This window comes from Azospirillum sp. B2RO_4 (assembly GCF_051124815.1).
Lineage (GTDB): Bacteria > Pseudomonadota > Alphaproteobacteria > Azospirillales > Azospirillaceae > Azospirillum.
Window position 1 is genome coordinate 1 of record NZ_CP118488.1, and the last position, 22,267, is coordinate 22,267.

The window sequence follows — 22,267 nt, forward strand, 5'->3', positions numbered from 1 at the left end:
CCTTTTTTCGTCCCGATGACGATTCTTTGGCCGGAGGCCTCAGAAGGCGGCCGACGGGATATCGTCGTCGTGCCAGGTACGTCCGTCTCGCTCGATCAGGGCAATGGATTGCGACGGCCCCCAGGTGCCGGCGATGTAGGGCTTCGGCATCTCGTGCCGGGCCATCCAGCCGTCGATGATCGGCTCCGCCCACTGCCACGCCGCCTCGACCTCGTCACGGCGCATGAACAGGGTGGAGTTGCCGCGCACCACATCCATCAGCAGACGCTCGTAGGCATCCGGGAACCGCCCGCCAAAGGTCTGGGCGAAGCTGAGGTTCAGAGCCGCCGGCCGCAGACGCATGCCGCCCGGTCCCGGCTCCTTGGTCATCAGGTGCAGGCGGATGCTTTCGTCGGGCTGGAGCCGAACGATCAGACGGTTGGCCTGCAGTTCACCCGCTGCCTGTGGGAAGATGGAATGGCGGATCGGCCGGAACTGGATGACGATTTCCGACATCTTGGCCGGAAGGCGCTTGCCGCTGCGCAGGTAGAACGGCACGCCGGCCCAGCGCCAGTTGTCGATCTCCAGCTTCAGCGCGACGAAGGTTTCAGTGCCGCTTCCGGGCGGGATGCCGGGTTCGTCGAGATAGCCGGGCACCGCACCGCCGGCAACCGCGCCGGCGCGATACTGGCCGCGGACGGTGCAGCCGCCGATCTCCTCCGGCCCGATGGGCTTCAGCGAGCGCAGAACCTTCAGCTTTTCGTCGCGCACCGATTCCTGGGCAAGCGAGATCGGACACTCCATGCCGACCAGACAGACGAGTTGCAACAAGTGGTTCTGCACCATGTCGCGGAGCGCGCCTGACTGGTCGTAATAGCCGCCGCGCTCCTCCACGCCGACCGTCTCGGCGACGGTGATCTGGACATGGTCGATGTGGTCGGCGTTCCACAGCGGCTCGAACAGTGAGTTGCCGAAGCGCAGAGCCAGCAGGTTCTGCACCGTCTCCTTACCCAGGTAATGGTCGATGCGGTAGATCTGCGGCTCGGTGAAGACGGCGCCGACCCGATCATTGATCTCCTGCGCCGAAGCGAGGTCGCGACCAATCGGCTTTTCCAGCACGACGCGCGAGTCAGGCGTGGCGAGGCCGAAGGCGCGCAGCTGGTCGCTGACCGGGCCGAACAGGCTGGGAGAAGTGGCGAGATAGAAGATGCGGACTGCATCGTTGCTGCGCGACGGCGGATTGTTCAGCCGGTCAGCCAGGTCGTCCCAGCCGTCGTCGGAGGTGACGTCGACCGGCACATAATCCAGCCGCTCCAGGAATCGGGCGATCACTGCAGTCTCGCGTTCATCTGCCGGCACATGCTGGCTGATCGCCTCCTCCGCCTTGGCACGATAGTCGGACGGGGCAAGCGGGCTGCGCGAGACGCCGATGATGCGACTCCCCTCGGCCACCTGCCCCGCCTTGTCGCGCAGATAGAGCGCCGGCAGCAGCTTGCGCAGGGCCAGATCGCCGGTGCCGCCGAACACCGTATAGTCGAAGGGAGGCAGTGCGGGGGCTGCGACGGTGGAGCGGGAGTGCATCTTCGGACCTCTCGACGTCGATGGCACGGTGCCTTGGATCAGCCCGTGCGTCATGGTGCCACAGGGATGGGCCGGTCACAATGCGGGCCGGCGTGGCCCGACGCCAGCCCGAGCTGCCAGGGTTTTCGCCTGCTGGATCAGCCCAGCAGGTTGAGGACGGACGCGCCGCTTTCTGCCGGGCCGGCATTGTTGCGGAACAGGGAGAACAGGTCCCGCCCGCAGCCGTGGGAGGCATCCTCGCTCGGCGGCGGGGGGGCGCCGCGGCCCTCCCACTCGGCGGCATCCACCAAGGCGTTCAAGGTCCCTGCCTCCGCATCCAGCCGCAGGATATCGCCGTCGCGCACACGGCCGAGCGGACCGCCGCCCTTCACTTCCGGGGTGACATGGATGGCGGCCGGCACCTTGCCCGACGCGCCGGACATGCGGCCGTCGGTCACCAGTGCGACCTTGAAACCCTTGTCCTGCAGCACGCCCAACGGCGGGGTCAGCTTGTGGAGTTCCGGCATGCCGTTGGCGCCGGGGCCCTGGTAGCGGACGACGACGATCACGTCGCGGTCGAGTTCGCCGGCGCGGAAGGCGGCCTGCACGGCTTCCTGATTGTCGAAGACGCGGGCCGGCGCTTCGACGAGGCGATGCTCCGGCTTGACCGCCGAAATCTTGATGACGCCGCGACCGAGATTGCCGGTCAGCACGCGCAAACCGCCTTCCGCCGCGAAGGGAGCCGCGGTGGTGGCGACGACCGTGGGGTCGCCGCTCTGGTCGGTGGCCGCGCGGGTCCAGGTCAGGGCGCCGCCCTCGTCCAGGTCCGGCATGCTGCGGTAGGGCTCCAGCCCGCCCTCGCCATGGATGGTGGCGATGTCGGTGTGGACGAGCCCTGCGTCGATCAGCTGGCCGATGATGAAGGGCATACCGCCGGCCTGATGGAAGCGGTTCACGTCGGCGGTGCCGTTGGGATAGACGCGGGCAAGCAGCGGAACGACCGCCGACAGTTCCGCGAAATCCTCCCAGTTCAGTTCGATGCCGGCGGCGGCGGCGATGGCCGGGATGTGCAGGGTGTGGTTGGTCGAGCCGCCGGTCGCGAGCAGCCCGACGATACCGTTCACCAGCGCGCGCTCATCGACGATGCGGCCGATGGGAGTGCCTGCGCCGGGCGAGGTCATCGCGACCACCCGGCGGGCCGCCGCATCGGTCAGTGCATCGCGCAGAGGCGTGTTGGGGTTGACGAAGCTGGCGCCCGGCAGATGCAGGCCCATGATCTCCATCAGCATCTGGTTGGTGTTGGCGGTGCCGTAGAAGGTGCAGGTGCCGGGGGCGTGGTAGGACTGGGACTCCGCCTCCAGCAACTCCTCGCGGCCGACTTTGCCCTGGGCGTAGAGCTGGCGCGCCTTGGCCTTGTCGGCGTTCGACAGGCCGGACGGCATCGGGCCGGCGGGCACGAAGATCGTCGGCAGATGGCCGAAGGCGAGCGAGCCGATCATCAGGCCGGGGACGATCTTGTCGCAGATGCCCAGGCACAGCACGCCGTCGAAGGTGGCATGGGACAGCGCCACGCCTGTCGCCAGCGCGATGACATCGCGGCTGAACAGCGACAGCTCCATCCCCTCGTAACCCTGGGTGACGCCGTCGCACATGGCGGGCACGCCGCCGGCGACCTGCGCCACGCCGCCGGCCGCACGCACCGACTCGCGGATCATGGCGGGATAGCGCTCGTAGGGCTGATGGGCCGAGAGCATATCGTTGTAGGCGGTGACGATGCCGATCGACGGCTGCGTCTCGCCGCGCAGTGCCGCCTTGTCGTTCGCACCGCAGGCCGCGAAGGAATGGGCGAGGTTGGCGCAGCCGAGGCGATGACGGCGCGGCTTTCCGCCTGCGCTCTCCAGCCGCGCCAGATAGGCGGCACGGCGGTCGCGGCTGCGTTCGGCAATGCGCTCCGTCACGCGGGCGACGACAGAATTCAGGGGGGCGGGCTTGCTCATGATCGCGTCTCGACCGTTTGTGGGAGGCGATGATTTCCGGAACGGACCATACGCCTGAGGGGACGGGCTGTGAAGAAAAATTTTTTCATATATGGGATGTCACGGCTGGATTTCTCGCCATGCGCGGCAAAAATCTTCATAGTGACAGGAGCGCTCCTTGCAGCACCGCACTTGTCCGGCCACCAGCAGCGCCGCCCCATCCAGGGAGTTAACTTTACGTCATGGCATCCCCGGTCAACAGCGCAGCCGCCAATCCTGCACCAATGGACATACTGGATGAGGTCCGCCGGTTGAGGGCCGACCTGAAACGGTCGGAGGGGCGGATCGCCGATCTGGTGCTGAGCGACCCGCGGCGGGTGCTCGACCTCAACGTCACCTCGCTGGCCCAGGCGGCCGAGGTCAGCGAGGCGACGGTCGTCCGCTTCTGCCGCAGCGTCGGCTGCGGCGGCTTCCCGGACTTCAAGCTGCGGCTCGCCGAATCCCAGGCGCGCGATGCGCTGCGCGACGAGGTTCGCGGCGGCACCCCCTATGTCAGCCAGGATGTGGCGGCGGACGACGATGTCGGGACGCTTGCGCGAAAAATTTTTTCATCGAGTGCCGCCGCCCTGACCTCCGCGTCCGCCGCGCTCGACGATCGCGCGCTGGAGCGGGCCATCGCCCTGCTGGCGGATGCGCCGCGCGTGCTGTGCGTCGGCACCGGCGGTTCGAGCGCGCTGGCGCAGGACGCGGCGCACAAGCTGCTGCGCTTCGGCGCCGATGCCCAACCCTGTGCCGACCCGGTGCTGGCGCGCATGCTGCTGGTCAACATGGCGGCCGGAGGGGTGCTGCTGGCACTATCAAACACGGGGCGCAGCGGGACGATCAACGAGTTGGCGGCGGCGGCGCGGGCGCAGGGCACGGCGGTGGTGGCGATCACCGCGCCACGCTCTCCGCTGGCGGCGATGGCGAGCGTGGTTATCGCCAGCCAGCCGGTGGAGGACACCGAGATGTACACGCCGATGGCCTCGCGGCTGGTGCATCTGACGCTGATCGACGTGCTGTCGACCGGCGTGGCGCTGCGGCTGGGCGACCCGGCGGTGCGGCAGCTGACCAAGGTGAAGGCGGCGATCAATGCCGGGCGGCTGCCGCCCCTGACCTGACGAACCCGACCCTGACGACTGCGGGCTGACGGTATGCCGCATGCGTCATCCGACCATCGACCAAGACGGGATGGCGTGAGCGTGGCCTTGCGCCCGGCTCTTGTACCATCGTCGAATAATTACGCGAACGAACGATTGCTATCCTCGGCCGCAATCAGAACCGGCAACCGTCCTGCGCACCCGCGAAACCCGGAACAGCGACAGGGCGGCAAGCGAAAGCCGAATGACGGATGCAGGATGAGGACCCACAGATGACGCACAGATCCGCCACGCCGCCCAAACGCCTCCGCTTGGCGTCCTTCGCTCTCGCCGGGTTGCTGATGGCGGGCTTCGCCGATCCGGTCTTCGCCCATGGCGATGTCACGCCGCAGCCGGTCGACACCACCGGGCTGGAAAAGCTGGGAGAGACCTGGCGGGACAGCAATCCCTATCGCGGCAACGAGCGCGCCATCGAGATCGGCGCATCGGCCTTCAACCAGAACTGCGCGCGCTGCCATGGGCTGGGCGCGGTGTCCGGCGGCATCGCTCCCGACCTGCGCTATCTGGAAAAGGGCGATGCCGGCGACGAGTGGTTCAAGGAGCGTGTCACCAACGGCTCGATCCGCAACGGCGTGACCTATATGCCGAAGTTCGGCGAGGCGCTGGGACAGGAGGCTCTGTGGGCAATCCGTTCCTGGCTGGAAACAGTGCACGAGGAATGACCGCGGGGTCCAGATGATGGGGGCACGTCCCATGACAGTGCGACATGTTCGCGCACAAAACAATTTGCGTCGTTCGCGATGTTGCACCTCCCCATTTTGGTCTGACACAATGGATGCGGGAAGCCCTCCCGCAGTTCGTTCCATCCGCCGCTGTGCAAGGAACCGCAGGCCATGACCCGGATCCTGATCGCCGATGACCATCCGATGGTGCGCGATGCGTTGCGCAGCGCGGTGCTTTATTCCTGTCAGGCCACCGACGTGATGGAGGCGGACCGGCTCGAAAGCGTCATGCAGGCGCTGGAGGAGCGGGGCGACCTCGACCTCGTTCTGCTGGACGTCAACATGCCGGGTATGAACGGGCTGGGCGGGCTGCGCACGTTGCGCCAGCGCTTTCCGGCCACCCCGGTCGTCGTCGTTTCCGCCCATGAGGAGCGCCGCTGGGTGCGCGAGGCGATGGAGAGTGGAGCCGCCGGCTTCATCCCCAAATCGACCCCGCGCGACGCCATCGCCGCGGCGTTGCGGCAGGTGCTGAACGGTGAACTCTATGTTCCGCCCTCCGCCACCGACGAAGCCGGCGTCGAGGATCCGGAAGATGCGGAGACCGCGGAGATCGCGCGCCGCATCGCCACCCTGACGGCCCAGCAGTTGCGGGTGCTGGAACTGCTGGGCACCGGCAAGCTGAACAAGGAGATCGCCTTCGACCTCAGCATCACCGAGACGACGGTGAAGGCCCATGTCTCCGCCATCCTGCAGAAGCTGAAGGTCTACAGCCGCACCCAGGCGGTGGTGATCGCCAACCGCGTTTTGGCCGAGCGGCGGTGAGGGGAGGTTCGGCCTTCCCCCCTCCCCGGCCCTCCCCCGCTTCGCGGGAGAGGGAGTTAAGTGGCAGAGCGGCGGAGTTCCCTCTCCCGCAAGGCGGCGGAGGGTTAGGGAGGGGGCAAAGCCGGAGGGGGCAAAGCCTCCCAAAGATCACCACTCTCCTCCTCGCCCTCACGCTCCTCATCACCCCTGCCCTCGCCGCCGGTGTACCGCAGCCGGACGGCTACCGCCTGTCCGACTACCGCTCCCCAACGCCCGACGGCGTGACCGGCGCGACGACGGTCGACACCCCCGCTGTGCAAGCGCTGCTGTCGCAGGGCCGCGTCCTTCCGATCTTCGTCCAGCGGCTGGAGCGCAGCACTTTGCCCGGCGGTCCCTGGCTGCAATCGAAGCCCTACCGGCAGATCCCCGGCAGCGTCTGGCTGCCCAATGTCGGCGTCGGCGCGCCGGACGCCGCGACGCTGGGCTGGTTCGAATCCCATCTGGAACGGCTGACCGGCGGCGACCAGGCGCGTGATCTTTTGTTCTACTGCCTGTCCGATTGCTGGCTGTCGTGGAACGCCGCCAAGCGCGCGGTGTTGCTTGGGTATGCCCGCGTCCATTGGTACCCGACGGGCATCGACGGCTGGATGGAAGCCGGTCTGCCGACGGAAGAGGCGCATCCGCTGCCGCCGCCGGTTGCCCGCACGCCCTGACGCCGGGGGTGGTCCAGCGCCGAAAGAGGTGGCGGATTACACCATGGTAGCATGGCGGTCGGCCGCCCCGGACCGCTACTCTTCATCTTGCCAACCATCATGGTCAGCAACAGTCAGCAAGCAGGAGTATCACGCGATGAAGACCTGGCGCAAACCCAAGACCACCGAGATCGCCGTCGGCACCGAGATCAACGCCTACGCCTGCGCCGGCCTGTAAGCCGGAAGATTGGGAACCGGGGAAGCACGGCGTGACATCCACTTCCCCGGCCCTTCTCTCCCAGGCACCTTCTCTCAGGACTGTGGATCAAGTCGGTGGCCATGAAGATTCTCGTACTCGGTTCGGCGGCCGGCGGGGGCTTCCCGCAATGGAACTGCGCCTGCGAGGGATGCCGCCGTGCCCGTTCCGGCGACCCGGCGGCGAAGCCGCGCACACAATCGTCCCTGGCGGTGACCGCGGACGGCGAGCGCTGGCTGCTGCTGAACGCCTCCCCCGACCTCGGCGCGCAGCTGCTCGCCAACCCGCAGCTTCATCCCCAAGGGGGCTTGCGCGGCAATCCGATCAGTGCCGCGCTGCTGACCAACGCCGACATCGACCATGTCGCCGGGCTGCTGACCTTGCGCGAATCCCACCCCTTCGCCGTCTATGCCACGCCGCGCGTCCATGGCGTGCTGGCCGCCAACAGCGTCTTCAACGTCCTGAATCCGGAACTGGTCGCCCGCCGACCGATGGCGCTGGGCCAGCCCTTCCAGCCCGCCGGTGCCGATGGCCACCCGCTGGGGCTGGAGGTGGAGGCGTTCGCGGTGCCGGGCAAGGTGGCGCTCTATCTGGAGGATGCATCGGCCGGCCCCGGCTTCGGATCCGTCGCCGAGGACACGGTGGCGTTGCGCATTCGCCCGACCGACGGCTCCAGCGACGGCTTCTTCTACATCCCCGGCTGCGCCGGCATGCCGGGCTGGCTCGCCGACCGGCTGTTCGGCGCGCCGCTGGTGCTGTTCGACGGCACCACCTGGACCGACGACGAGATGATCCGCAGCGGCACCGGGGTGAAGACGGCTGCACGCATGGGCCACATGCCGATGTCGGGACATGCCGGCAGCATGGCCACCCTCGCGCCGCTGAACGTCGCCCGCAAGATCTACATCCACATCAACAACACGAATCCCGCCCTGCTGGAGGATTCGCCCGAACGGGCGGAGGCCGAGGCGGCCGGCTGGCGCATCGCCCATGACGGGCTGGAGCTGACCCTATGACCGAATTCATGTCCCGTGAGGAGTTCCGCGCCGCCCTTTATGCCATCGGCGAGCGGCAGTATCACGACCTCCACCCCTTCCATCAGCTGCTCCACGGCGGGAAGCTGCAGAAGGGCCAGATCCAGGCCTGGGCGCTGAACCGCTTCTATTATCAGGTGTCGATTCCGCGCAAGGACCTGACCATCATGTCGCGGATGGACGACCAGGCGATGCGCCGCGCCTGGATGCAGCGGGTACTCGATCACGACGGGCTGACCCAGACCGGCGAACTGGACGAGACGAAGGTCGGCGGTATCGAACGCTGGCTGCGCCTGACCGACGGGCTGGGGCTTGACCGCGATTACGTGAAATCGCTGGAAGGTATCCTGCCCGCCACCCGCTTCGCGGTGGACGCCTATGTCAACTTCGTCCGCGACCATTCCCTGCTGGAAGCCGTCGCCTCCTCGCTGACCGAGTTGTTCGCGCCCTCGATCCACCGCGAGCGCATCGCCGGCTTCGAGCAGAACTATGCCTTCGCCAACGACAGCACGCTGTCCTACTTCCGCAAGCGTCTGGACGAAGCGCCGCGCGACGTCGAGTTCGGGCTGGAATACGTGCTGACCAATGCCCATACAGCAGAACAGCAGCGGCAATGCCTGCGCGCCCTGCGCTTCAAGACGGAGCTGCTGTGGGCGCAGCTGGATGCCCTGCACCACGCCTATGTCACCCCCAACCTGATCCCGCCCGGCGCCTTCGTGCCGGAGGACATGGAACCGACACGGTACAGCCGGTGAACGCAATCGCCCCCCACGTTGCCGAGACCGACCGGCTCCGGCTGGCCCCCGGCGTCATGCTGCGCAACGACCGCCGCCGCGACCAGTGGATGCTGATGGGGCCGGAGCGGCTCCTGGTGCTGGACGAGATGGCGCTGGCGATCGTCCGCGCCTGCGTCGGGCCGGAAATCGCCGATGTGGCGGCCGGCATCGACCGGCTGACCGTGGAATATGATGCCCCGCGCACCGAGGTAGCCGCCGACGTGCTGGAGATGCTGACCGACCTGCGCAACAAGGGGTATGTCGTCACATGAGATGCCCCAGGAGGTGCGTCCCCAGGAGGAACGTTCGATGAGCTGCGCCCTGCCCGCCTTCGCCGCCGCGTCCAATGCCGAGCCGGCCCCGCCCTTCGCCGTGCTGATGGAGCTGACGCACCGCTGCCCGCTGCGCTGCCCCTACTGCTCCAACCCGGTGGCGCTCGACCCCGCCAGCGCCGAGCTGGACACCGCAACCTGGAAGCGCGTGCTGGACGAGGCGGCCGACGTCGGCGCCCTGCAGGTTCATTTCTCCGGTGGCGAGCCCTGCGTCCGCAAGGATCTGGAGGATCTGGTCGCCCACGCGACCGAGATCGGCCTCTACAGCAATCTCATCACGTCTGCCGTGCTGCTCGACCAGGCTCGGCTGGAGCGGTTGCAGCAGGCCGGGCTGCAGCATGTGCAGATCAGCCTGCAGGATGCGGAAGCCGCCGGGGCCGACCGTGTCGGCGGCTTCAAGGGCGGCCATGCCAAGAAGCTGGAGGTCGCGCGGGCGGTGGTCCGGCAGGGTCTGGCGCTGACCATCAATGCGGTGCTGCATCGCCACAACATCGACCGGGTGAACGACGTCATTGATCTGGCAATGGACCTCGGCGCCGGGCGGATCGAGATCGCCAACGTGCAGTATTACGGCTGGGCCCTCGCCAACCGCGCGGCGCTGATGCCGTCGCGCGACCAGTTGCTGGCGATGGATGCCGCGGTTCGCGCCCGGCTGCCTGAACTGGCCGGTCGGATCGTGGTGGATTACGTCGTGCCCGATTATTACGCCCGCCGGCCGAAAAGCTGCATGGGTGGCTGGGCACGCCGCTTCATGAACGTGAACCCGCGCGGCCGGGTCCTGCCCTGCCATGCGGCCGAGACGATTCCGGGGATGGAGTTCGAGACGGTGCACGACCGCAGCCTGTCCGACATCTGGCGGGACGGCCCGGCCTTCACCCGTTACCGCGGCACCGCCTGGATGCCGGAGCCCTGCCAGTCCTGCGACCATAAGGAAGAGGATTGGGGCGGCTGCCGCTGTCAGGCGCTGGCGCTGGCGGGCAGCGCGGATGCCACCGACCCCGTCTGCGAACTGTCGCCCGCCCATGCGGATGTCGCCGTGCTGCGCGACCGCGACGCCGCGGCGCTGGGGACGGAGTGGACCTATCGCGGCGCCTGACTTTCCGTCTCTATAAAAAGCGTTCGAGCACCATCTGCGTCGTCACGTCGGCAACGCCGGGCAGTCCGGCGATGGCGGCGCGGATCGCTTCGATACCGCGGATGTCGGGCGCCTCCGCCCGGATGACCAGATCGATGGCCCCGGCCACCGCATCCATCGCGACGATGCCGGGAATCCGCCGCAACTTGGGAACCAGTTGGGCACAGGTCCGCCCAGGCTCATGGCGCAGTAGGAAATAGGCGGCGACACCGTCGGCGGCCGGGCCTTCCTCGACCGTCGTGAAGCCGCGGATCACTCCCGACTTCAGCAGCCGGTCCAACCGCTCCTGGGTGGCGCTGCGCGACAGCCCGACGTCACGGGCCAGCGCCACCAGCGTCCGCCGGGCGTCCTTGCGCAAGGCCGCCAGCAAAAGCCTGTCCTTCTCGTCCATCCCCGTCCCCACACACCTGCGCCCACGCCCGGCGGCGAAATGCCGGTCGCCCGGCATCTTGCCGGGCTGCAACCGGCCGTCTTTCGGCGGAACCTAGCGGACAGGGACCATGGACGATTTGCACGGAGTATCCAATGACCTTGCTTCCGGACGCCTCGCTTCTGCTGCTGGTGGACATGCAGCGCGCCTTCGACGAACCGTCCTGGCCGAAGCGCTGGAACCGCGCGGCCGATCACAACGGCCTGCGCCTTCTTCAAGCCTGGCGGCGCAGCGGCCGGCCGGTCATCCATGTGCGTCACGATTCGGTGGGGCCGGCCTCCACCCTTCGCGTTGGGCAGCCCGGCAACCGCTTCCGCGAAGGATTCGAGCCGCTGGACAATGAGGCGGTCGTCAGCAAGAGCGTGAATTCGGCCTTCATCGGCACCGACCTGGATTTGCGGCTGCGCCGGCTCGGCATCGAACGGCTGGTGGTGTTCGGCATCTCGACCGACATGTGCGTTTCAACCACGATTCGCACCGGCGCCAACATGGGATGGCCGATCACGCTGGTCAGCGACGCCTGCGATTGCTTCGAACTGCCGGACGGCCAGGGCGGGACGATCCCGGCGGAGCAGGTCCACGCTGTCCATGTCGCTACGCTGCGCTATGAGTTCTGCGAGGTGACCACCACCGCCGGGATCATCGAGAGGCTGTAATTCACCGGGCGCGTCGGGCGAGGACCGTTCAGGCCTTGTCGCCCGATCCCCCCTTCTTACCGCCGCCGTCCTGCTTGTTGACCGTCGCCCAGGCGCGCCGTTCGGCCTCGTCGTGGGAGACGCCACGCTTTTCGTACCCTTCCTCGATATGCTCGGCCTTGCGTTTCTGCTTGTCGGTGTATTTGTCCTTGTCGCCCTGGGACATCGGGTCCTCCCGTTGCGGTTTCCCACTGAACAGCGCGACCCGATGGGAAGTTCCTCCGCGGAATAGGCTGAAACGCATATCCGGGACCGGACAGACGAAAAGCGCGGCTTGCCGTGAGCGGCGCCGTCACCCATCCTTTCCCCAATACTTTCAGGGGGAGGTTCCGGGGTGTTCACGATCTTCAACAAGGGCCGCGCCATGATGGGGGCGGCGGTGCTGGCGTTCGGACTGGTCGCCGGCACGGCGCAGGCGGCGGACGCGGTCCGCGTCGGGTCGAAGCTGGATGCGGAAAGCGGGCTGCTCGGCACCATGATCCTCCAGGTTCTGCAGGCGAACGGCATACCGACGGAAAACAAGATCCAGTTGGGTCCGACCAAGATCGTGCGCGGCGCGCTGCTGTCCGGCGAGATCGACATCTATCCCGAATACACCGGCAACGGCGCCTTCTTCTTCAACATCGACAGCGATCCGGCCTGGAAGAAGGCGGGCGCCGGCTATGACAAGGTCCGGCAGCTCGACAAGGAAAAGAACAACATCGTCTGGCTGAAGCCGGCCCCGGCCAACAACACCTGGGCGCTGGCCGTGCGCCATGACGTGGCCGACGCCAACAAGCTGAAGACGATGGAGGATTTCGCCAAGTGGGTGTCCGGCGGCGGCAAGGCGAAGGTCGCTGCCTCCGCCGAGTTCGTGGAGAGCCCGGCGGCCCTGCCCTCTTTCCAGCAGACCTACGGCTTCACGCTGAAGCCCGACCAGCTGCTCGTGTTGGCCGGCGGCGACACCGCAGCGACCATCCGCGCGGCGGCGGAGCAGACCTCCGGCGTCAACACCGCCATGGTCTACGGCACCGACGGCGCCATCGCGGCGCTGGACCTTGTGGTCCTGGACGACACCAAGGGCGCGCAGATGGTGTATGAGCCGGCGCCGACCGTCCGCGAATCGGTGCTGGCGGCGCACCCGAAGATCGCCGACCTGCTGAACCCGGTCTTCGCCAGCCTGGATGCGGAAACGCTGCGCAGTCTGAACGCCAAGATCTCGGTGGAGGGGCAGGACCAGAAGCAGGTCGCCACCGAGTACCTGAAGTCCAAGGGCTTCCTGAAGTAAGCCGACGACGTGACCAGCCGCCTGCGCCTGCACAACCGCGTCGCCCTGCTGATGGCTCTGGCCGCCCTGGCCGGCGCCGTCGCTTTGCCGTTCCTCGGCTTCGCGCCCAACCGACTGCTGTCGGGCCGGCCGGTGCCGCTGTGGGCGGCGGTGCAGGGATTGGGCGGGGCCGTGGCCCTGCTGCCGGGGCTGGTCCTGCTGGCGGCGCCCTTCCTGCGGCCCGGCCGCTTCGGCCTCGGCCTGACCGTCGCGGCCGGCGGACTGTTCACGGCCGGGCTGGTCTGGCTGGCGGGCGCCCAGGCGGAAGCACTGGCGCAGGGGGCGTCCACGGCGGCGCGGACCTCCTTCGCCTCAGGTTTCTGGGTGATGGCGGCGGCGGGTCTGCTGGCGGCGGTCGATGCCGCTCGGCGGCTGGGGCTGGGTGCCGTCGGCCGGTTGGCGGTCGGCGCGGCGATCGCCGCGCTGGTGGCGCTGCAGTTGGTTTCCGGCCATCTCGACGCGCTGTCGATCCTCAAGGAATACGCCAACCGCCGCGACGTGTTCGCCGACGCCGTGCTGCGTCACGCCATGCTGGTGGCGGCGGCACTGGCGCCGACGCTGCTGATCGGCGTGCCGCTGGGCGTGGCGGCCCATCGGGTGCAGGCGGTCGGACGCGCGGTTTTCCCGGTCCTGAATGTGGTGCAGACGGTGCCGTCCATCGCCCTGTTCGGGCTGCTGATGGCGCCGCTGGCCGCGCTGGGTGCGATGCTTCCGGGATCGGGGATCAGCGGGGTCGGGCCGCTGCCGGCGGTGATCGCGCTGACGCTTTATTCGCTGCTGCCGATCGTGCGAAACACCGCGGTCGGACTGGACGGCGTTCCCGCCCCGGTGCGGGAAGCCGCGAGGGGCATGGGGCTGACGCCGCGCCAGATCTTCCTGCGCGTCGACCTGCCGCTGGCCCTGCCGGTGTTCCTGTCGGGGCTGCGCATCACCGTGGTCCAGGCGGTCGGGCTGGCGGCAGTCGCCGCGCTGATCGGCGCCGGAGGCTTGGGCGCCATCATGTTCCAGGGGCTTTTCGCCAACGCGCTGGACCTCGTGCTGCTGGGGGCCGTTCCCGTCATTCTGCTGGCGGTGGCGGCCGACGCCCTGCTGTCCATCGGCATCGCCGCCGCCACCCACCGCATCGGCGTTCTGCCGGGAAGGAGTGCGCCATGATCGAATTCGAGCGCGTGACCAAGCGCTTCGGCTCCTGGACGGCGGTCGATGCCGTCTCCTTCACCGTGGCGGAGGGGGAGTTCCGCGTGCTGATCGGGCCGTCCGGCTCCGGCAAATCGACGGTGCTGCGGATGATCAACCGGCTGATCCCCGCCGACGAGGGCGCCATCCGCATCGACGGCGAGGACATCGCCTCGCTGAAGCCGGAGGAGCTTCGCCGGCGCATGGGCTACGTCATCCAGTCGGTCGGGCTGTTCCCGCACTGGACGGTGGAGCGCAACATCGCCACCGTTCCCGGCCTGCTCGGCTGGCCCAGGGCGCGCATCCGCGACCGGGTGACCGAACTGCTGGAGTTGTTGAACCTCGACCCCCGCCGTTACCGCACCGCCTACCCGCACCAGCTGTCCGGCGGACAACAGCAGCGCGTCGGCGTCGCCCGCGCGCTGGCGGCGGAACCGCGTATCCTGCTGATGGACGAGCCGTTCAGCGCGCTCGACCCCATCACACGCGCCAGCCTGCAGACGGAACTGTCGGCCATCCACCGCCGCACCGGCACCACCGTGGTCTTCGTCACCCACGACATGGACGAGGCGCTCAGGCTGGGCGACAGCATCGCGGTGATGGACCATGGCCGGCTGATCCAGTGCGCCTCCCCGCTCGACATCCTGACCCGCCCGGCCAGTCCGCTGGTGCGCGACCTCGTCGGGCGCGAGGAATGGGGGTTGAAACGGCTGGCGGTGGAGACGGTCGGCGACCGCGCCCGCCGGCAGGAAAGCGCGGCCGGCGAACCGCTGGCCGCCGAGACCCCGCTGCACCGCGCCCTGTCGGAAATGGTCGCCCGCGGCACCGAACGGCTGCCGGTGGTGGACGGCGACGGCCGGCCGGCCGGCGTGCTGCACCTGTCCGACCTCGTGCGCCCCGACGCGGGTGGAACGGCATGACCGTCGCCGGCATGGCTCCGCGTGAATTTCTGACCGACCGGCTGATGCTGGGTCTGGTGGCGCTGGTGGCGCTGGTGCTCGGCATGCCCTCGCTGAAGCCGCTGTTCGCCACGCTCTATCCAGGCCTCGACCGCCCACTGTACGAGGCGGAGAGCTTCGTCCGCCTGACGCTCGACCACATGGCGCTGGTCGGCATCTCCAGCCTCGCCGCGATCCTGCTCGGCGGCGGGGCCGGCATCGCCGTCACGCGCCCGTGGGGGCGGGAGTTCCGCGGCCTGCTGGAAACCGTCGCCACCATGGGCCAGACCTTTCCGCCGGTGGCGGTGCTGGCGCTGGCGGTGCCGGTGATGGGATTCGGGCCGGAACCGGCGCTGATCGCGCTGACGCTCTACGCCCTGCTGCCGGTGGTGGAGAACACGGTGGCCGGGCTGGACGGCGTTCCCGCCCCGGTGCTGGACTCCGCCCGCGGCCTCGGCATGGGACCGGCGGAGGTGCTGTTCCGGGTGGAGTTGCCGCTGGCCGCCCCGGTGATCCTTGCCGGCGTGCGCACCGCCGTCATCATCAATGTCGGCACCGCCGCCATCGCGTCGACCGTCGGCGCCAAGACCCTGGGCCTGCCCATCATCGTCGGCTTGAACGGCTCCAACCAGGCCTACGTCATCCAGGGCGCCCTGATCGTTGCCGCGCTTGCCGTGGTGATCGATGCCGGTTTCGACCGTCTGGCCGGATGGCTGACACGTTGGTCACAACGCTGAAAAGCCGCGATATTTCAGATAGTTATCTTGCGCGAGACACTTAATATTCTTTTAGTATTCCGGTAAGAAACAGTTAGTACCCGAAAGCCGATTAGCGCGCTTATGGTCGCTTCCGAACACAGGCCGTTCGGAATGCAACATCGCCGCATCCGCCTCCGCCTAACTGAAGAGGGGAGCATTGGGGCGCCGCGAAGAAAAAACCCCGCATCCGGACGGTCCCCAATTCAGGGAGACCGCCACCATGACCATCCATTCACTGGACCCCGTCCAGGCCCTGGAACGCATGATGCTGATCCGGGCCTATGAAGAAACCTTGATCGACCTGCACGGGCGCGGGCGCGCCGCCGGGACCTGTACTTCTGTCGGGCAGGAAGCGCCGGCCGTCGGCGTCGTCTCGGCCCTGACCGCCGACGACCTGATCCTGACCAACCACCGCAGCGCCGGCCATCTGCTGGCCCGCGGCGCCGATCCCGGCCGCATGCTGGCCGAGGTGATGGGCAAGCGGGACGGTTATTGTGGCGGCAAGAGCGGATCGCTGCACATCTCCGCCAAGGAGTTGGGCGTCGTGCTGACCTCCACCATCGTCGGCGGCGAACTGGCGCTGGCGACCGGCGTCGGGCTGTCGCGAACCATGCTCAACGAACCCGGCATCGTCGCCTGCTTCTTCGGCGACGGGGCCGCCACCGAAGGGCGCTTCCAGGAATCGCTGAACCTTGCCGCGGTGTGGAAGCTGCCGATCCTCTATGTCTGCGAGAACAACCAGTGGCAGGCCTTCGTCCGCCGCAAGGAGACGATGATGGCCGACGGCATCGCCGGTCAGGCGGCGGCGTTGGGAGTGGAAAGCGCGGTGGTCGACGGCAACGATCCGCTGGCCGTGTTCGATGCCGCCGGCGCCGCCATTGATAGTATCCGCCGCACCGGCAAACCCTTCCTGCTGGAGGCGAAGACCTACCGCCTGCGCGGCCATTTCGAGCCGGACGACCAGGGCTATGTCGACAAGGCCGAGTTGGCCCACTGGCGCGACCGCGACCCGATCCTGTGCCTGAGCGCCCGGCTGGAGCGCGAAGGCCGCCTGACCGCCGACGGTATCGCCGCCATCGAAGCCCGCGTCCGCGCCACGATGGAGGCCGCGACCGCCTTCGCCGACGCCAGCCCCTATCCGGGCCTCGATGCCCTGACCACCGACGTCTACGCCTGAGCGGAGGCCCATTACCATGACCACCATGACCGTCAACGACGCGATCTCCGCCGCCCTGGCCGAGGAGATGCGGCTCGATCCCACTGTGATGATCTTCGGCGAAGGCGTCGCCACCAAGCGCCACGACCTGCTGTCCGAGTTCGGGTCGGCGCGCGTCCGCAACACCCCGCTGGCGGAGGGCATCATCGCCGGCACCGCCGCCGGGGCCGCCGCCACCGGCCTGCGCCCGGTGGTGGACCTGCTGTTCGCCCCCTTCCTCTGCTATGCGATGGACGAGATCGTCAACAGCGCCGGCAAGCTGCGCTACATCTCCGGCGGGCAGTTCAAGTTTCCGATGGTGGTGCTGGCGATGACCGGCGCCGGCTGGGGCGTCGGCGCCCAGCACAACCACAATGTGGAAAGCTGGTTCGTCCACAGCCCCGGCCTGAAGATCGTCATGCCCTCCACCCCCGCCGACTTCAAGGGGCTGATGAAATCGGCGATCCGCGACGACAACCCGGTCCTGGTCTTCGCCGACATCGCGCTCGGCTACAGCGCCGGCGAGGTGGCGGAGGATGCCGAGGCCATTCCGCTGGGCAAGGCGGCGGTGCGGCGCGAGGGCCGCGACGTGACGCTGGTCTCCTACGCCAAGACGGTGGGCACCTGCATGGCCGCCGCCGACACGCTGGCCGCCGCCGGGATCGACGCCGAGGTGATCGACCTGCGCAGCCTGAAGCCGTTGGACGAGGACGCCATCCTGCGCTCCGTCGCCAAGACCGGCCGGCTTGTCGTGGTGCATGAGGCGAGCCGGCTGTGCGGCGTCGGTGCGGAAATCGCCGCTCTGGTGGCGGAAAAGGCCTTCGCCAGCCTACGGGCACCGGTGCTGCGCCTGACCGGGCCGGACGCGCCGGCCCCGGCCAGCTTCCCGCTGGAGCAGGCCTTCGTGCCACAGGGCGATGCGGTGGTCGCGGCCGTCCGCTCGCTGGTCACCGAACCGGCGACCGCCTGATCGCGCGCACCTTCCTTCCCTCGCCGGATCTCCACGCCCCGCCTCCGCCACAGGTGGTGGGGCGCGGAGACATTCCGGGCCTCGTGAGCCTTCCGATTTTGCGAATGACTTGCATTCGCATATTGAAAAGCCTACCCTCCGCTCATCCATTCCAAGCGGAGTCCGTCATGTCCAGCATGCAGTCCCATCGCCGCTTCATGCCCAGCCGCGAGCGCTTCCAGGACCTGCGCGGCACTGAGGCGCTGGTCGTCTCCGTTCTGCGGCTGTGGGCGGAACCGTTGCGGGAACCGGAACGCCAGCACCCGCACTGGCAGGACGGCATGGCCGAGGCCGGCCTATCGAACGATGCGGCGGTGGCCTTCGACACGCTGATGCGCATCGTGCTGGCTGCCACCACCCGTCCGCTCGACCTGCACCGTCCGCCCTGCCCGGCCCTGGGTACGGACGAAGCGCTGCTGCTCGACATTCTGTGGCTGGCGCAGAACGGAAAGCATGGTGAGGCGGGGCTGCTGATGAATGAATGGCTTCCGTTGGCGGGCGTACGCATGGCGATGGCCCCGCTCTGCGTCCTGGCGGCTGCCCTCGGCCGGGCCGGGCTGCATCTGCCGGACCCGGCGGAGGACACGCCCACGCCAAACCGCCCGGCTGTCGGCCGCATTGACCGGCCGCATGCCGGCGTGGACCGCGGCGCCTCCCTGCTTCACTGAGACCCGGTCAAGCCTCGTTTGGCTAACGCCACATGCCGGCAGCGATGCGGTCGGCCAGCGTTCCAACCGCCTGGCTCATCGCCCGGACCTGGGCATCGGGTCCGGTACCGGCGGACGGCACCTCGACGATTTCGCGCGTTGGGCCGCTCTTTCGACCGCCGGAACCGCCGCCGGGCGACAGGCTCCATTGTGCATCCAGAACCACTTTGCCGGTGGCATCGGCGTCGAAGCGCAGTACGGTGACGGCGAGCACCGCCGTTCCCTCCGCCACGTTGCTTCCGGCCGTCGGCAGCACCGTCGTGCCCGGCAGGCGCGACGACAGGTTGCCGGCCAGCGTGGAGCGCAGCCCGTCGGCCAGCGGTTCGGCCCAGCGGTCGAACTCCAGCGTCTCCACCCGGTTGCCGTCGATCCGGCGGACGATCTGCGGCCGGTCGATCAGCATCGGCAGGTCCAGCGAGCCCAGCGCCAGGATTTGCGGCACGGACCGGGCGGGCTGCACCGTGCCGGCGGGCGGGACCACCGCCAGCGTGTAGAGCCGGCTGTCCGGCGTCGACTGGCAGGCCGCCAGCACGAGAAGCGGCGCCGCCAGCGCGGCATTCCGCAATCCGCGCACCCAATCCATCACCCTCTCCTCCCCCATTCCGTCACCTCTTGCCCCGAAGCAGAGCCTCCGGGTGGCGCTCCAGATAGTCGGCCAGCACGCGGAAGGACCGCGCCGCATCGTTCAACTGCCGCATCACGCCGGGCAAATCGGCCTGTCCTCCCCCACCGCCCAGCAGCCCGTTGGCGCTCTTCAGCGTGCCCTGGGCCGCGGTCGCCACGCCGCGCAGGCTCTTCACCAGCTGCGGCAGCTGCCGGTCGGCATCGCGCATCAGCGCATCGGCGCTGCCCAGCGCCTTGGCGAGCGCCGCCAGCGAGCGCGCAAGGTCGGGTGAGCCGGCAACGCCGCTGATCGACTGCAAGGTACCGCGCAGATCGGCCAGCAGCGCGTCGAGCGGCAGCGCCGCCACCTTGTCCATCACCTGCCCGGCCGACCGCGTCAGGGACTCCAGGTCGCTGGAGGCGACGACCGGCAGTTCCGACTTCCCGGTCCCCGGGGCCGTCGGCGGGTTGCCCGGCTCGTAGTCGAAGGACACCAGCTTCTGCCCGGTCAGCAGATTGCCGGCCGCCAGCCGGCCGCGCAGCCCCTTGGCCACTTGGGTGGCGATCAGCTTGCGCACCGCCGCCTCATCCATCGGCTTGCCGTCGATGACGGCATAGGTCCGGGCGACCAGATCGGGTTCGATGTCGATATCGACGGGGATATGCAGTTCCTGCGTTTTCTCGTCATACTCCAGCCGCACGGCGGCGACATGGCCGACGGTCAGGCCGCGCATCAGCACCGGGGCGCCGGCCTGCAGCCCCTGGACCGAGCCGGGGAATTCCAGCCGGTAGCGCACGCGCAGCCGGTCCCGTGCCGCAGCAGCCGACGCCTGATCCTCGTATAGAGTGAAGGTGGCCCAGTCCTTGGCCTGCGCCCCCGCCTCCGGATCGGGCGGGGTTTCCAGCACGACGCCGCCCAGCGCCAGCGACTTCAGCGATTCGGTCTGGAACTTGATGCCGTCGGCCCCGGCGGAGAACTGGATGCCCGACGACCGCCAGAAGCGGCTTCCTTCATGCACCAGTTCCTCGTAGGGCGCGCGGACGAAGACCGACACCGACACCGTGCGGTCCTGCGCAGACAGGTTGTAGCCCATCACCTCGCCGATCTGCACGCCGCGGAAATAGACGGGCGAACCCTGGGCCAGAGAGCCCAGTTGTTCCGTCTTCAGGTTGAAGCTGCGGCCCGGCACGTCGGCGCGGATCACCGGCGGCTCGTCCAGCGCGTCGAACTCCCGCCGGTCTTCGCCGCCGCCCGGCTCCATCTCCACATAGGTACCCGACACCACGGTGCTGAGCCCCGACACCCCGCCCAGGCTGAGGCGCGGCGCCACCATCCAGAAGCGGGTCCCCTCCTTCAGGTGGCGGGTGGCGGTGCGGTCCATGCGGGCGGTGGCGATCACCTGCGACAGGTCGTCGGACAGCCGCACCGATTCGATCACGCCCAGATCGACGTTCTTGTGCTTGATGCGGGTCCGCCCGGCCTCCAGCCCATCGCCGGACTGGAAGGTGATGACGATCTGCGGCCCACGCTCTTCGAACCAGCGCCAGCCGAGCCAGCCGGCGATCAGCACCGCCACCAGCGGCAGAATCCATAAGGGCGACAGCCGCCGGCGCGCCGGCGTGGCGACCTCCGGCGGGTGGTTGGCCGGCGGATGGTTGGCCGGCGGATGGCCGTGCGGGGTCTCGTCAGCCATGCGGCACCACCCCCACTTGGCGATCCGGAGCCGGATCGGGCGCGGGCTCCTCGGCCCGGTCCCACATCACACGCGGGTCGAAGACGTGGCTCGCCAGCATGGTCAGCACGACCACCGAGGCGAAGGCGATGGCGCCGGGATCGGCGCGGACGGAGGCGACGGCGCCGAACTGCACCAGGGCCGTGAGGATGGCGATCATGAACACGTCGATGTTGGACCAGCGCCCGATGGCGTCGATGATACGGTACAGCCGCGTCCGGGCATGCAGCCTTGCGGCCGAACGCCGCCACGCGGCCAGAAGGAACCAGCCGAGCCCCGCCAGCTTCAGCACCGGAACGGCGACGCTGGCGACGAAGACCAGAATGGCCAGCGGCCACAGCCCGGCCTCCGCCAGCTCGTGCACGCCGCTGAGGATGGTGCTGGGGGCGCCCTGGCCGAAATTGATGACGGTCATCACCGGCAGCAGGTTGGCCGGGATGTAGAGCACCGCGCCGGCCGTCACCAGCGCGGCGGTGCGCTCCAGGCTGTTCGGCTCGCGCGGGTGCAGCCGGCTGTGGCAGCGGGTGCAGCGCTCCGGCGCCGGACCATGGTCGCAGGCATGGATCCGCTGGCAGACGGTGCAGGCGACCCAACGCGCCGGTGCCGATGCGCCGGACGGCGGCACATGGTCGATGGCCTGCCAGATCCGGCGGCTGTCGAGCGCCAGATCCATCAGCGTACGGACCAGAACGAAGCCGCCCAGCGCCAGCCCGCCGGACAGGAATTCCGCATTGGCGAAGCCCTTCAGTCGCGAATAGCCGACGAGAAGGCCCAGCAGGAAGACGTCCAGCATCGCCCAAGGTCGCAGCCGCTCCGCCCAGGCGAACAGGCGCGCCGTCTCCCGCACATGGGCGGGTGGGCGACCTTCGTGCAGGCGCTGCAGAACGGCGATCACCGCCATGTTGCGGGCGAAGGGGGCGGCCAGCACCAGCACGCCGACCAGCAGCGCCAGCGGCCACATGCCCTGGTCGGCCAGCGTTTCGACCCCGGTGGTGACCAGACTGGTCCGGTCGTTGCCCTGGATGTTCACGCCCATCAGCGGGTTGGCGACGATCAGCAGCAGCAGCAGGGCACCGGCGACCGCCACCGGCAGCGCATGGTGCAGCCCGCCCCTGGTGTGCCGGAACAGCACCGCCCCGCAGCGGGTGCATTCGGCCCGGCGGCCCGGTGCCGGCAGGCGGATGCGGTGCAGGCGTCCGCAGTCGTGGCAGGCGATGAGATCGTCGCGCACCTCCGCCACCGCCCCCCTCAACCCTTCCTTGCCCGATCCATCCGACATGCACGCACTCGAGCCTTCAAAACAGCGAAACCCGCT

General features: G+C 68.7%; 24 protein-coding genes. 17 read left to right on the forward strand and 7 right to left on the reverse strand.

Translation table 11 applies throughout. The features are described 5' to 3' along the window. Nucleotides 1-39: 39 nt before the first annotated feature. On the reverse strand, nucleotides 40-1,560 hold the full coding sequence (gene zwf, locus PWS46_RS20875; protein WP_434623273.1) for a glucose-6-phosphate dehydrogenase: 1,521 nt from the start codon (nucleotides 1,558-1,560) through the stop codon (nucleotides 40-42). A 137-nt stretch (nucleotides 1,561-1,697) separates the two neighbouring features. Next, nucleotides 1,698-3,536, reverse strand: coding sequence for a phosphogluconate dehydratase (edd, locus tag PWS46_RS20880; protein ID WP_434623274.1), 1,839 nt, complete (start codon nucleotides 3,534-3,536; stop codon nucleotides 1,698-1,700). Between the two features lie 263 nt (nucleotides 3,537-3,799). Between edd and PWS46_RS20885 the strand changes: the two genes are divergently transcribed. From PWS46_RS20885 to pqqE, 9 genes are all read left to right on the forward strand, one after another. Then, nucleotides 3,800-4,675 (forward strand): SIS domain-containing protein, encoded by an 876-nt coding sequence (locus tag PWS46_RS20885; protein ID WP_434623275.1) that lies wholly within the window; start codon nucleotides 3,800-3,802, stop codon nucleotides 4,673-4,675. 251 nt (nucleotides 4,676-4,926) lie between these two features. Next, nucleotides 4,927-5,376 carry a cytochrome c-550 PedF gene (gene pedF, locus PWS46_RS20890; RefSeq protein ID WP_434623276.1) on the forward strand — a complete coding sequence of 150 codons (450 nt, stop codon included), beginning with the start codon at nucleotides 4,927-4,929 and terminating at the stop codon, nucleotides 5,374-5,376. 171 nt (nucleotides 5,377-5,547) lie between these two features. Next, entirely contained in the window at nucleotides 5,548-6,198 is a 651-nt protein-coding gene (locus PWS46_RS20895; RefSeq protein ID WP_434623277.1) for a response regulator transcription factor, read from the forward strand. After that, a complete protein-coding gene (locus PWS46_RS20900) occupies nucleotides 6,195-6,890 on the forward strand; it encodes a rhodanese-like domain-containing protein (RefSeq protein WP_434623278.1) in 696 nt (231 codons plus the stop codon). Before PWS46_RS20895 ends, PWS46_RS20900 begins: the two co-directional genes overlap by 4 nt. A 28-nt stretch (nucleotides 6,891-6,918) precedes the next feature. After that, complete coding sequence (gene pqqA, locus PWS46_RS20905) at nucleotides 6,919-7,107, forward strand: pyrroloquinoline quinone precursor peptide PqqA (RefSeq protein ID WP_244560663.1); 189 nt, start codon at nucleotides 6,919-6,921, stop codon at nucleotides 7,105-7,107. Nucleotides 7,108-7,208: 101 nt separating this feature from the next. Next, on the forward strand, nucleotides 7,209-8,141 hold the full coding sequence (gene pqqB / locus PWS46_RS20910) for a pyrroloquinoline quinone biosynthesis protein PqqB (RefSeq protein ID WP_434623279.1): 933 nt from the start codon (nucleotides 7,209-7,211) through the stop codon (nucleotides 8,139-8,141). Further along, complete coding sequence (gene pqqC / locus PWS46_RS20915; RefSeq protein ID WP_434623280.1) at nucleotides 8,138-8,914, forward strand: pyrroloquinoline-quinone synthase PqqC; 777 nt, start codon at nucleotides 8,138-8,140, stop codon at nucleotides 8,912-8,914. The genes pqqB and pqqC overlap by 4 nt, the downstream gene beginning before the upstream one ends. After that, a complete protein-coding gene (gene pqqD / locus PWS46_RS20920; protein WP_085086274.1) occupies nucleotides 8,911-9,207 on the forward strand; it encodes a pyrroloquinoline quinone biosynthesis peptide chaperone PqqD in 297 nt (98 codons plus the stop codon). The genes pqqC and pqqD overlap by 4 nt, the downstream gene beginning before the upstream one ends. 37 nt (nucleotides 9,208-9,244) lie before the next feature. Then, nucleotides 9,245-10,363 (forward strand): pyrroloquinoline quinone biosynthesis protein PqqE, encoded by a 1,119-nt coding sequence (gene pqqE, locus PWS46_RS20925; RefSeq protein WP_434623281.1) that lies wholly within the window; start codon nucleotides 9,245-9,247, stop codon nucleotides 10,361-10,363. A gap of 10 nt (nucleotides 10,364-10,373) precedes the next feature. Here the strand turns inward: pqqE and PWS46_RS20930 are convergent, their stop codons facing one another. Continuing rightward, nucleotides 10,374-10,793, reverse strand: a complete 420-nt coding sequence (locus PWS46_RS20930) for an Lrp/AsnC family transcriptional regulator (RefSeq protein ID WP_434623282.1) — start codon at nucleotides 10,791-10,793, stop codon at nucleotides 10,374-10,376. A gap of 134 nt (nucleotides 10,794-10,927) precedes the next feature. Here PWS46_RS20930 and PWS46_RS20935 point away from each other — a divergent pair, with 134 nt between their 5' ends. Continuing rightward, on the forward strand, nucleotides 10,928-11,488 hold the full coding sequence (locus PWS46_RS20935) for a cysteine hydrolase family protein (protein WP_434623283.1): 561 nt from the start codon (nucleotides 10,928-10,930) through the stop codon (nucleotides 11,486-11,488). 28 nt (nucleotides 11,489-11,516) lie between these two features. Here PWS46_RS20935 and PWS46_RS20940 read toward each other — a convergent pair whose 3' ends face one another. Continuing rightward, on the reverse strand, nucleotides 11,517-11,693 hold the full coding sequence (locus PWS46_RS20940) for a hypothetical protein (protein ID WP_169054941.1): 177 nt from the start codon (nucleotides 11,691-11,693) through the stop codon (nucleotides 11,517-11,519). A gap of 168 nt (nucleotides 11,694-11,861) precedes the next feature. Between PWS46_RS20940 and osmF the strand changes: the two genes are divergently transcribed. The 7 genes from osmF (at nucleotide 11,862) to PWS46_RS20975 (ending at nucleotide 18,577) form a co-directional block, all read left to right on the forward strand. Beyond that, nucleotides 11,862-12,794 carry a glycine betaine ABC transporter substrate-binding protein OsmF gene (gene osmF, locus PWS46_RS20945; RefSeq protein ID WP_434623284.1) on the forward strand — a complete coding sequence of 311 codons (933 nt, stop codon included), beginning with the start codon at nucleotides 11,862-11,864 and terminating at the stop codon, nucleotides 12,792-12,794. Nucleotides 12,795-12,803: 9 nt separating this feature from the next. Then, nucleotides 12,804-13,988, forward strand: coding sequence for an ABC transporter permease (locus PWS46_RS20950; protein ID WP_434623285.1), 1,185 nt, complete (start codon nucleotides 12,804-12,806; stop codon nucleotides 13,986-13,988). After that, the gene (locus PWS46_RS20955; protein WP_434623286.1) at nucleotides 13,985-14,929 is read left to right on the forward strand and encodes an ABC transporter ATP-binding protein; all 945 of its coding nucleotides are present in this window, start codon (nucleotides 13,985-13,987) and stop codon (nucleotides 14,927-14,929) included. The genes PWS46_RS20950 and PWS46_RS20955 overlap by 4 nt, the downstream gene beginning before the upstream one ends. Continuing rightward, the gene (locus tag PWS46_RS20960) at nucleotides 14,926-15,684 is read left to right on the forward strand and encodes an ABC transporter permease (RefSeq protein WP_434623287.1); all 759 of its coding nucleotides are present in this window, start codon (nucleotides 14,926-14,928) and stop codon (nucleotides 15,682-15,684) included. The genes PWS46_RS20955 and PWS46_RS20960 overlap by 4 nt, the downstream gene beginning before the upstream one ends. A 241-nt stretch (nucleotides 15,685-15,925) precedes the next feature. After that, a complete protein-coding gene (locus PWS46_RS20965; RefSeq protein WP_434623288.1) occupies nucleotides 15,926-16,882 on the forward strand; it encodes a thiamine pyrophosphate-dependent dehydrogenase E1 component subunit alpha in 957 nt (318 codons plus the stop codon). Nucleotides 16,883-16,898: 16 nt separating this feature from the next. Further along, entirely contained in the window at nucleotides 16,899-17,870 is a 972-nt protein-coding gene (locus PWS46_RS20970; RefSeq protein WP_434623289.1) for an alpha-ketoacid dehydrogenase subunit beta, read from the forward strand. 167 nt (nucleotides 17,871-18,037) lie between these two features. Further along, nucleotides 18,038-18,577 carry a hypothetical protein gene (locus PWS46_RS20975; RefSeq protein WP_434623291.1) on the forward strand — a complete coding sequence of 180 codons (540 nt, stop codon included), beginning with the start codon at nucleotides 18,038-18,040 and terminating at the stop codon, nucleotides 18,575-18,577. Between the two features lie 22 nt (nucleotides 18,578-18,599). On the opposite strand, the gene PWS46_RS20980 is transcribed toward PWS46_RS20975, so the two are convergent. Genes PWS46_RS20980 through PWS46_RS20990 form a run of 3 tightly spaced genes read right to left on the reverse strand, consistent with a single transcriptional unit; the run spans nucleotide 18,600 to nucleotide 22,231 of the window. Then, a complete protein-coding gene (locus PWS46_RS20980; protein WP_434623292.1) occupies nucleotides 18,600-19,199 on the reverse strand; it encodes a PqiC family protein in 600 nt (199 codons plus the stop codon). Between the two features lie 22 nt (nucleotides 19,200-19,221). Further along, on the reverse strand, nucleotides 19,222-20,913 hold the full coding sequence (locus tag PWS46_RS20985) for an intermembrane transport protein PqiB (RefSeq protein ID WP_434623293.1): 1,692 nt from the start codon (nucleotides 20,911-20,913) through the stop codon (nucleotides 19,222-19,224). Then, entirely contained in the window at nucleotides 20,906-22,231 is a 1,326-nt protein-coding gene (locus PWS46_RS20990; RefSeq protein ID WP_434623294.1) for a paraquat-inducible protein A, read from the reverse strand. The genes PWS46_RS20985 and PWS46_RS20990 overlap by 8 nt, the downstream gene beginning before the upstream one ends. Nucleotides 22,232-22,267 lie beyond the last annotated feature (36 nt).

Coding starts and splice junctions, on each gene's coding strand:
- zwf (WP_434623273.1), bottom strand. CDS start 1,560: ATGCACTCCCGCTCCACCGTCGCAGCCCCCGCACTGCCTCCCTTCGAC.
- edd (WP_434623274.1), bottom strand. CDS start 3,536: ATGAGCAAGCCCGCCCCCCTGAATTCTGTCGTCGCCCGCGTGACGGAG.
- PWS46_RS20885 (WP_434623275.1), top strand. CDS start 3,800: ATGGACATACTGGATGAGGTCCGCCGGTTGAGGGCCGACCTGAAACGG.
- pedF (WP_434623276.1), top strand. CDS start 4,927: ATGACGCACAGATCCGCCACGCCGCCCAAACGCCTCCGCTTGGCGTCC.
- PWS46_RS20895 (WP_434623277.1), top strand. CDS start 5,548: ATGACCCGGATCCTGATCGCCGATGACCATCCGATGGTGCGCGATGCG.
- pqqB (WP_434623279.1), top strand. CDS start 7,209: ATGAAGATTCTCGTACTCGGTTCGGCGGCCGGCGGGGGCTTCCCGCAA.
- pqqC (WP_434623280.1), top strand. CDS start 8,138: ATGACCGAATTCATGTCCCGTGAGGAGTTCCGCGCCGCCCTTTATGCC.
- pqqE (WP_434623281.1), top strand. CDS start 9,245: ATGAGCTGCGCCCTGCCCGCCTTCGCCGCCGCGTCCAATGCCGAGCCG.
- PWS46_RS20930 (WP_434623282.1), bottom strand. CDS start 10,793: ATGGACGAGAAGGACAGGCTTTTGCTGGCGGCCTTGCGCAAGGACGCC.
- PWS46_RS20935 (WP_434623283.1), top strand. CDS start 10,928: ATGACCTTGCTTCCGGACGCCTCGCTTCTGCTGCTGGTGGACATGCAG.
- PWS46_RS20940 (WP_169054941.1), bottom strand. CDS start 11,693: ATGTCCCAGGGCGACAAGGACAAATACACCGACAAGCAGAAACGCAAG.
- PWS46_RS20955 (WP_434623286.1), top strand. CDS start 13,985: ATGATCGAATTCGAGCGCGTGACCAAGCGCTTCGGCTCCTGGACGGCG.
- PWS46_RS20960 (WP_434623287.1), top strand. CDS start 14,926: ATGACCGTCGCCGGCATGGCTCCGCGTGAATTTCTGACCGACCGGCTG.
- PWS46_RS20965 (WP_434623288.1), top strand. CDS start 15,926: ATGACCATCCATTCACTGGACCCCGTCCAGGCCCTGGAACGCATGATG.
- PWS46_RS20970 (WP_434623289.1), top strand. CDS start 16,899: ATGACCACCATGACCGTCAACGACGCGATCTCCGCCGCCCTGGCCGAG.
- PWS46_RS20975 (WP_434623291.1), top strand. CDS start 18,038: ATGTCCAGCATGCAGTCCCATCGCCGCTTCATGCCCAGCCGCGAGCGC.
- PWS46_RS20980 (WP_434623292.1), bottom strand. CDS start 19,199: ATGGATTGGGTGCGCGGATTGCGGAATGCCGCGCTGGCGGCGCCGCTT.
- PWS46_RS20985 (WP_434623293.1), bottom strand. CDS start 20,913: ATGGCTGACGAGACCCCGCACGGCCATCCGCCGGCCAACCATCCGCCG.
- PWS46_RS20990 (WP_434623294.1), bottom strand. CDS start 22,231: ATGTCGGATGGATCGGGCAAGGAAGGGTTGAGGGGGGCGGTGGCGGAG.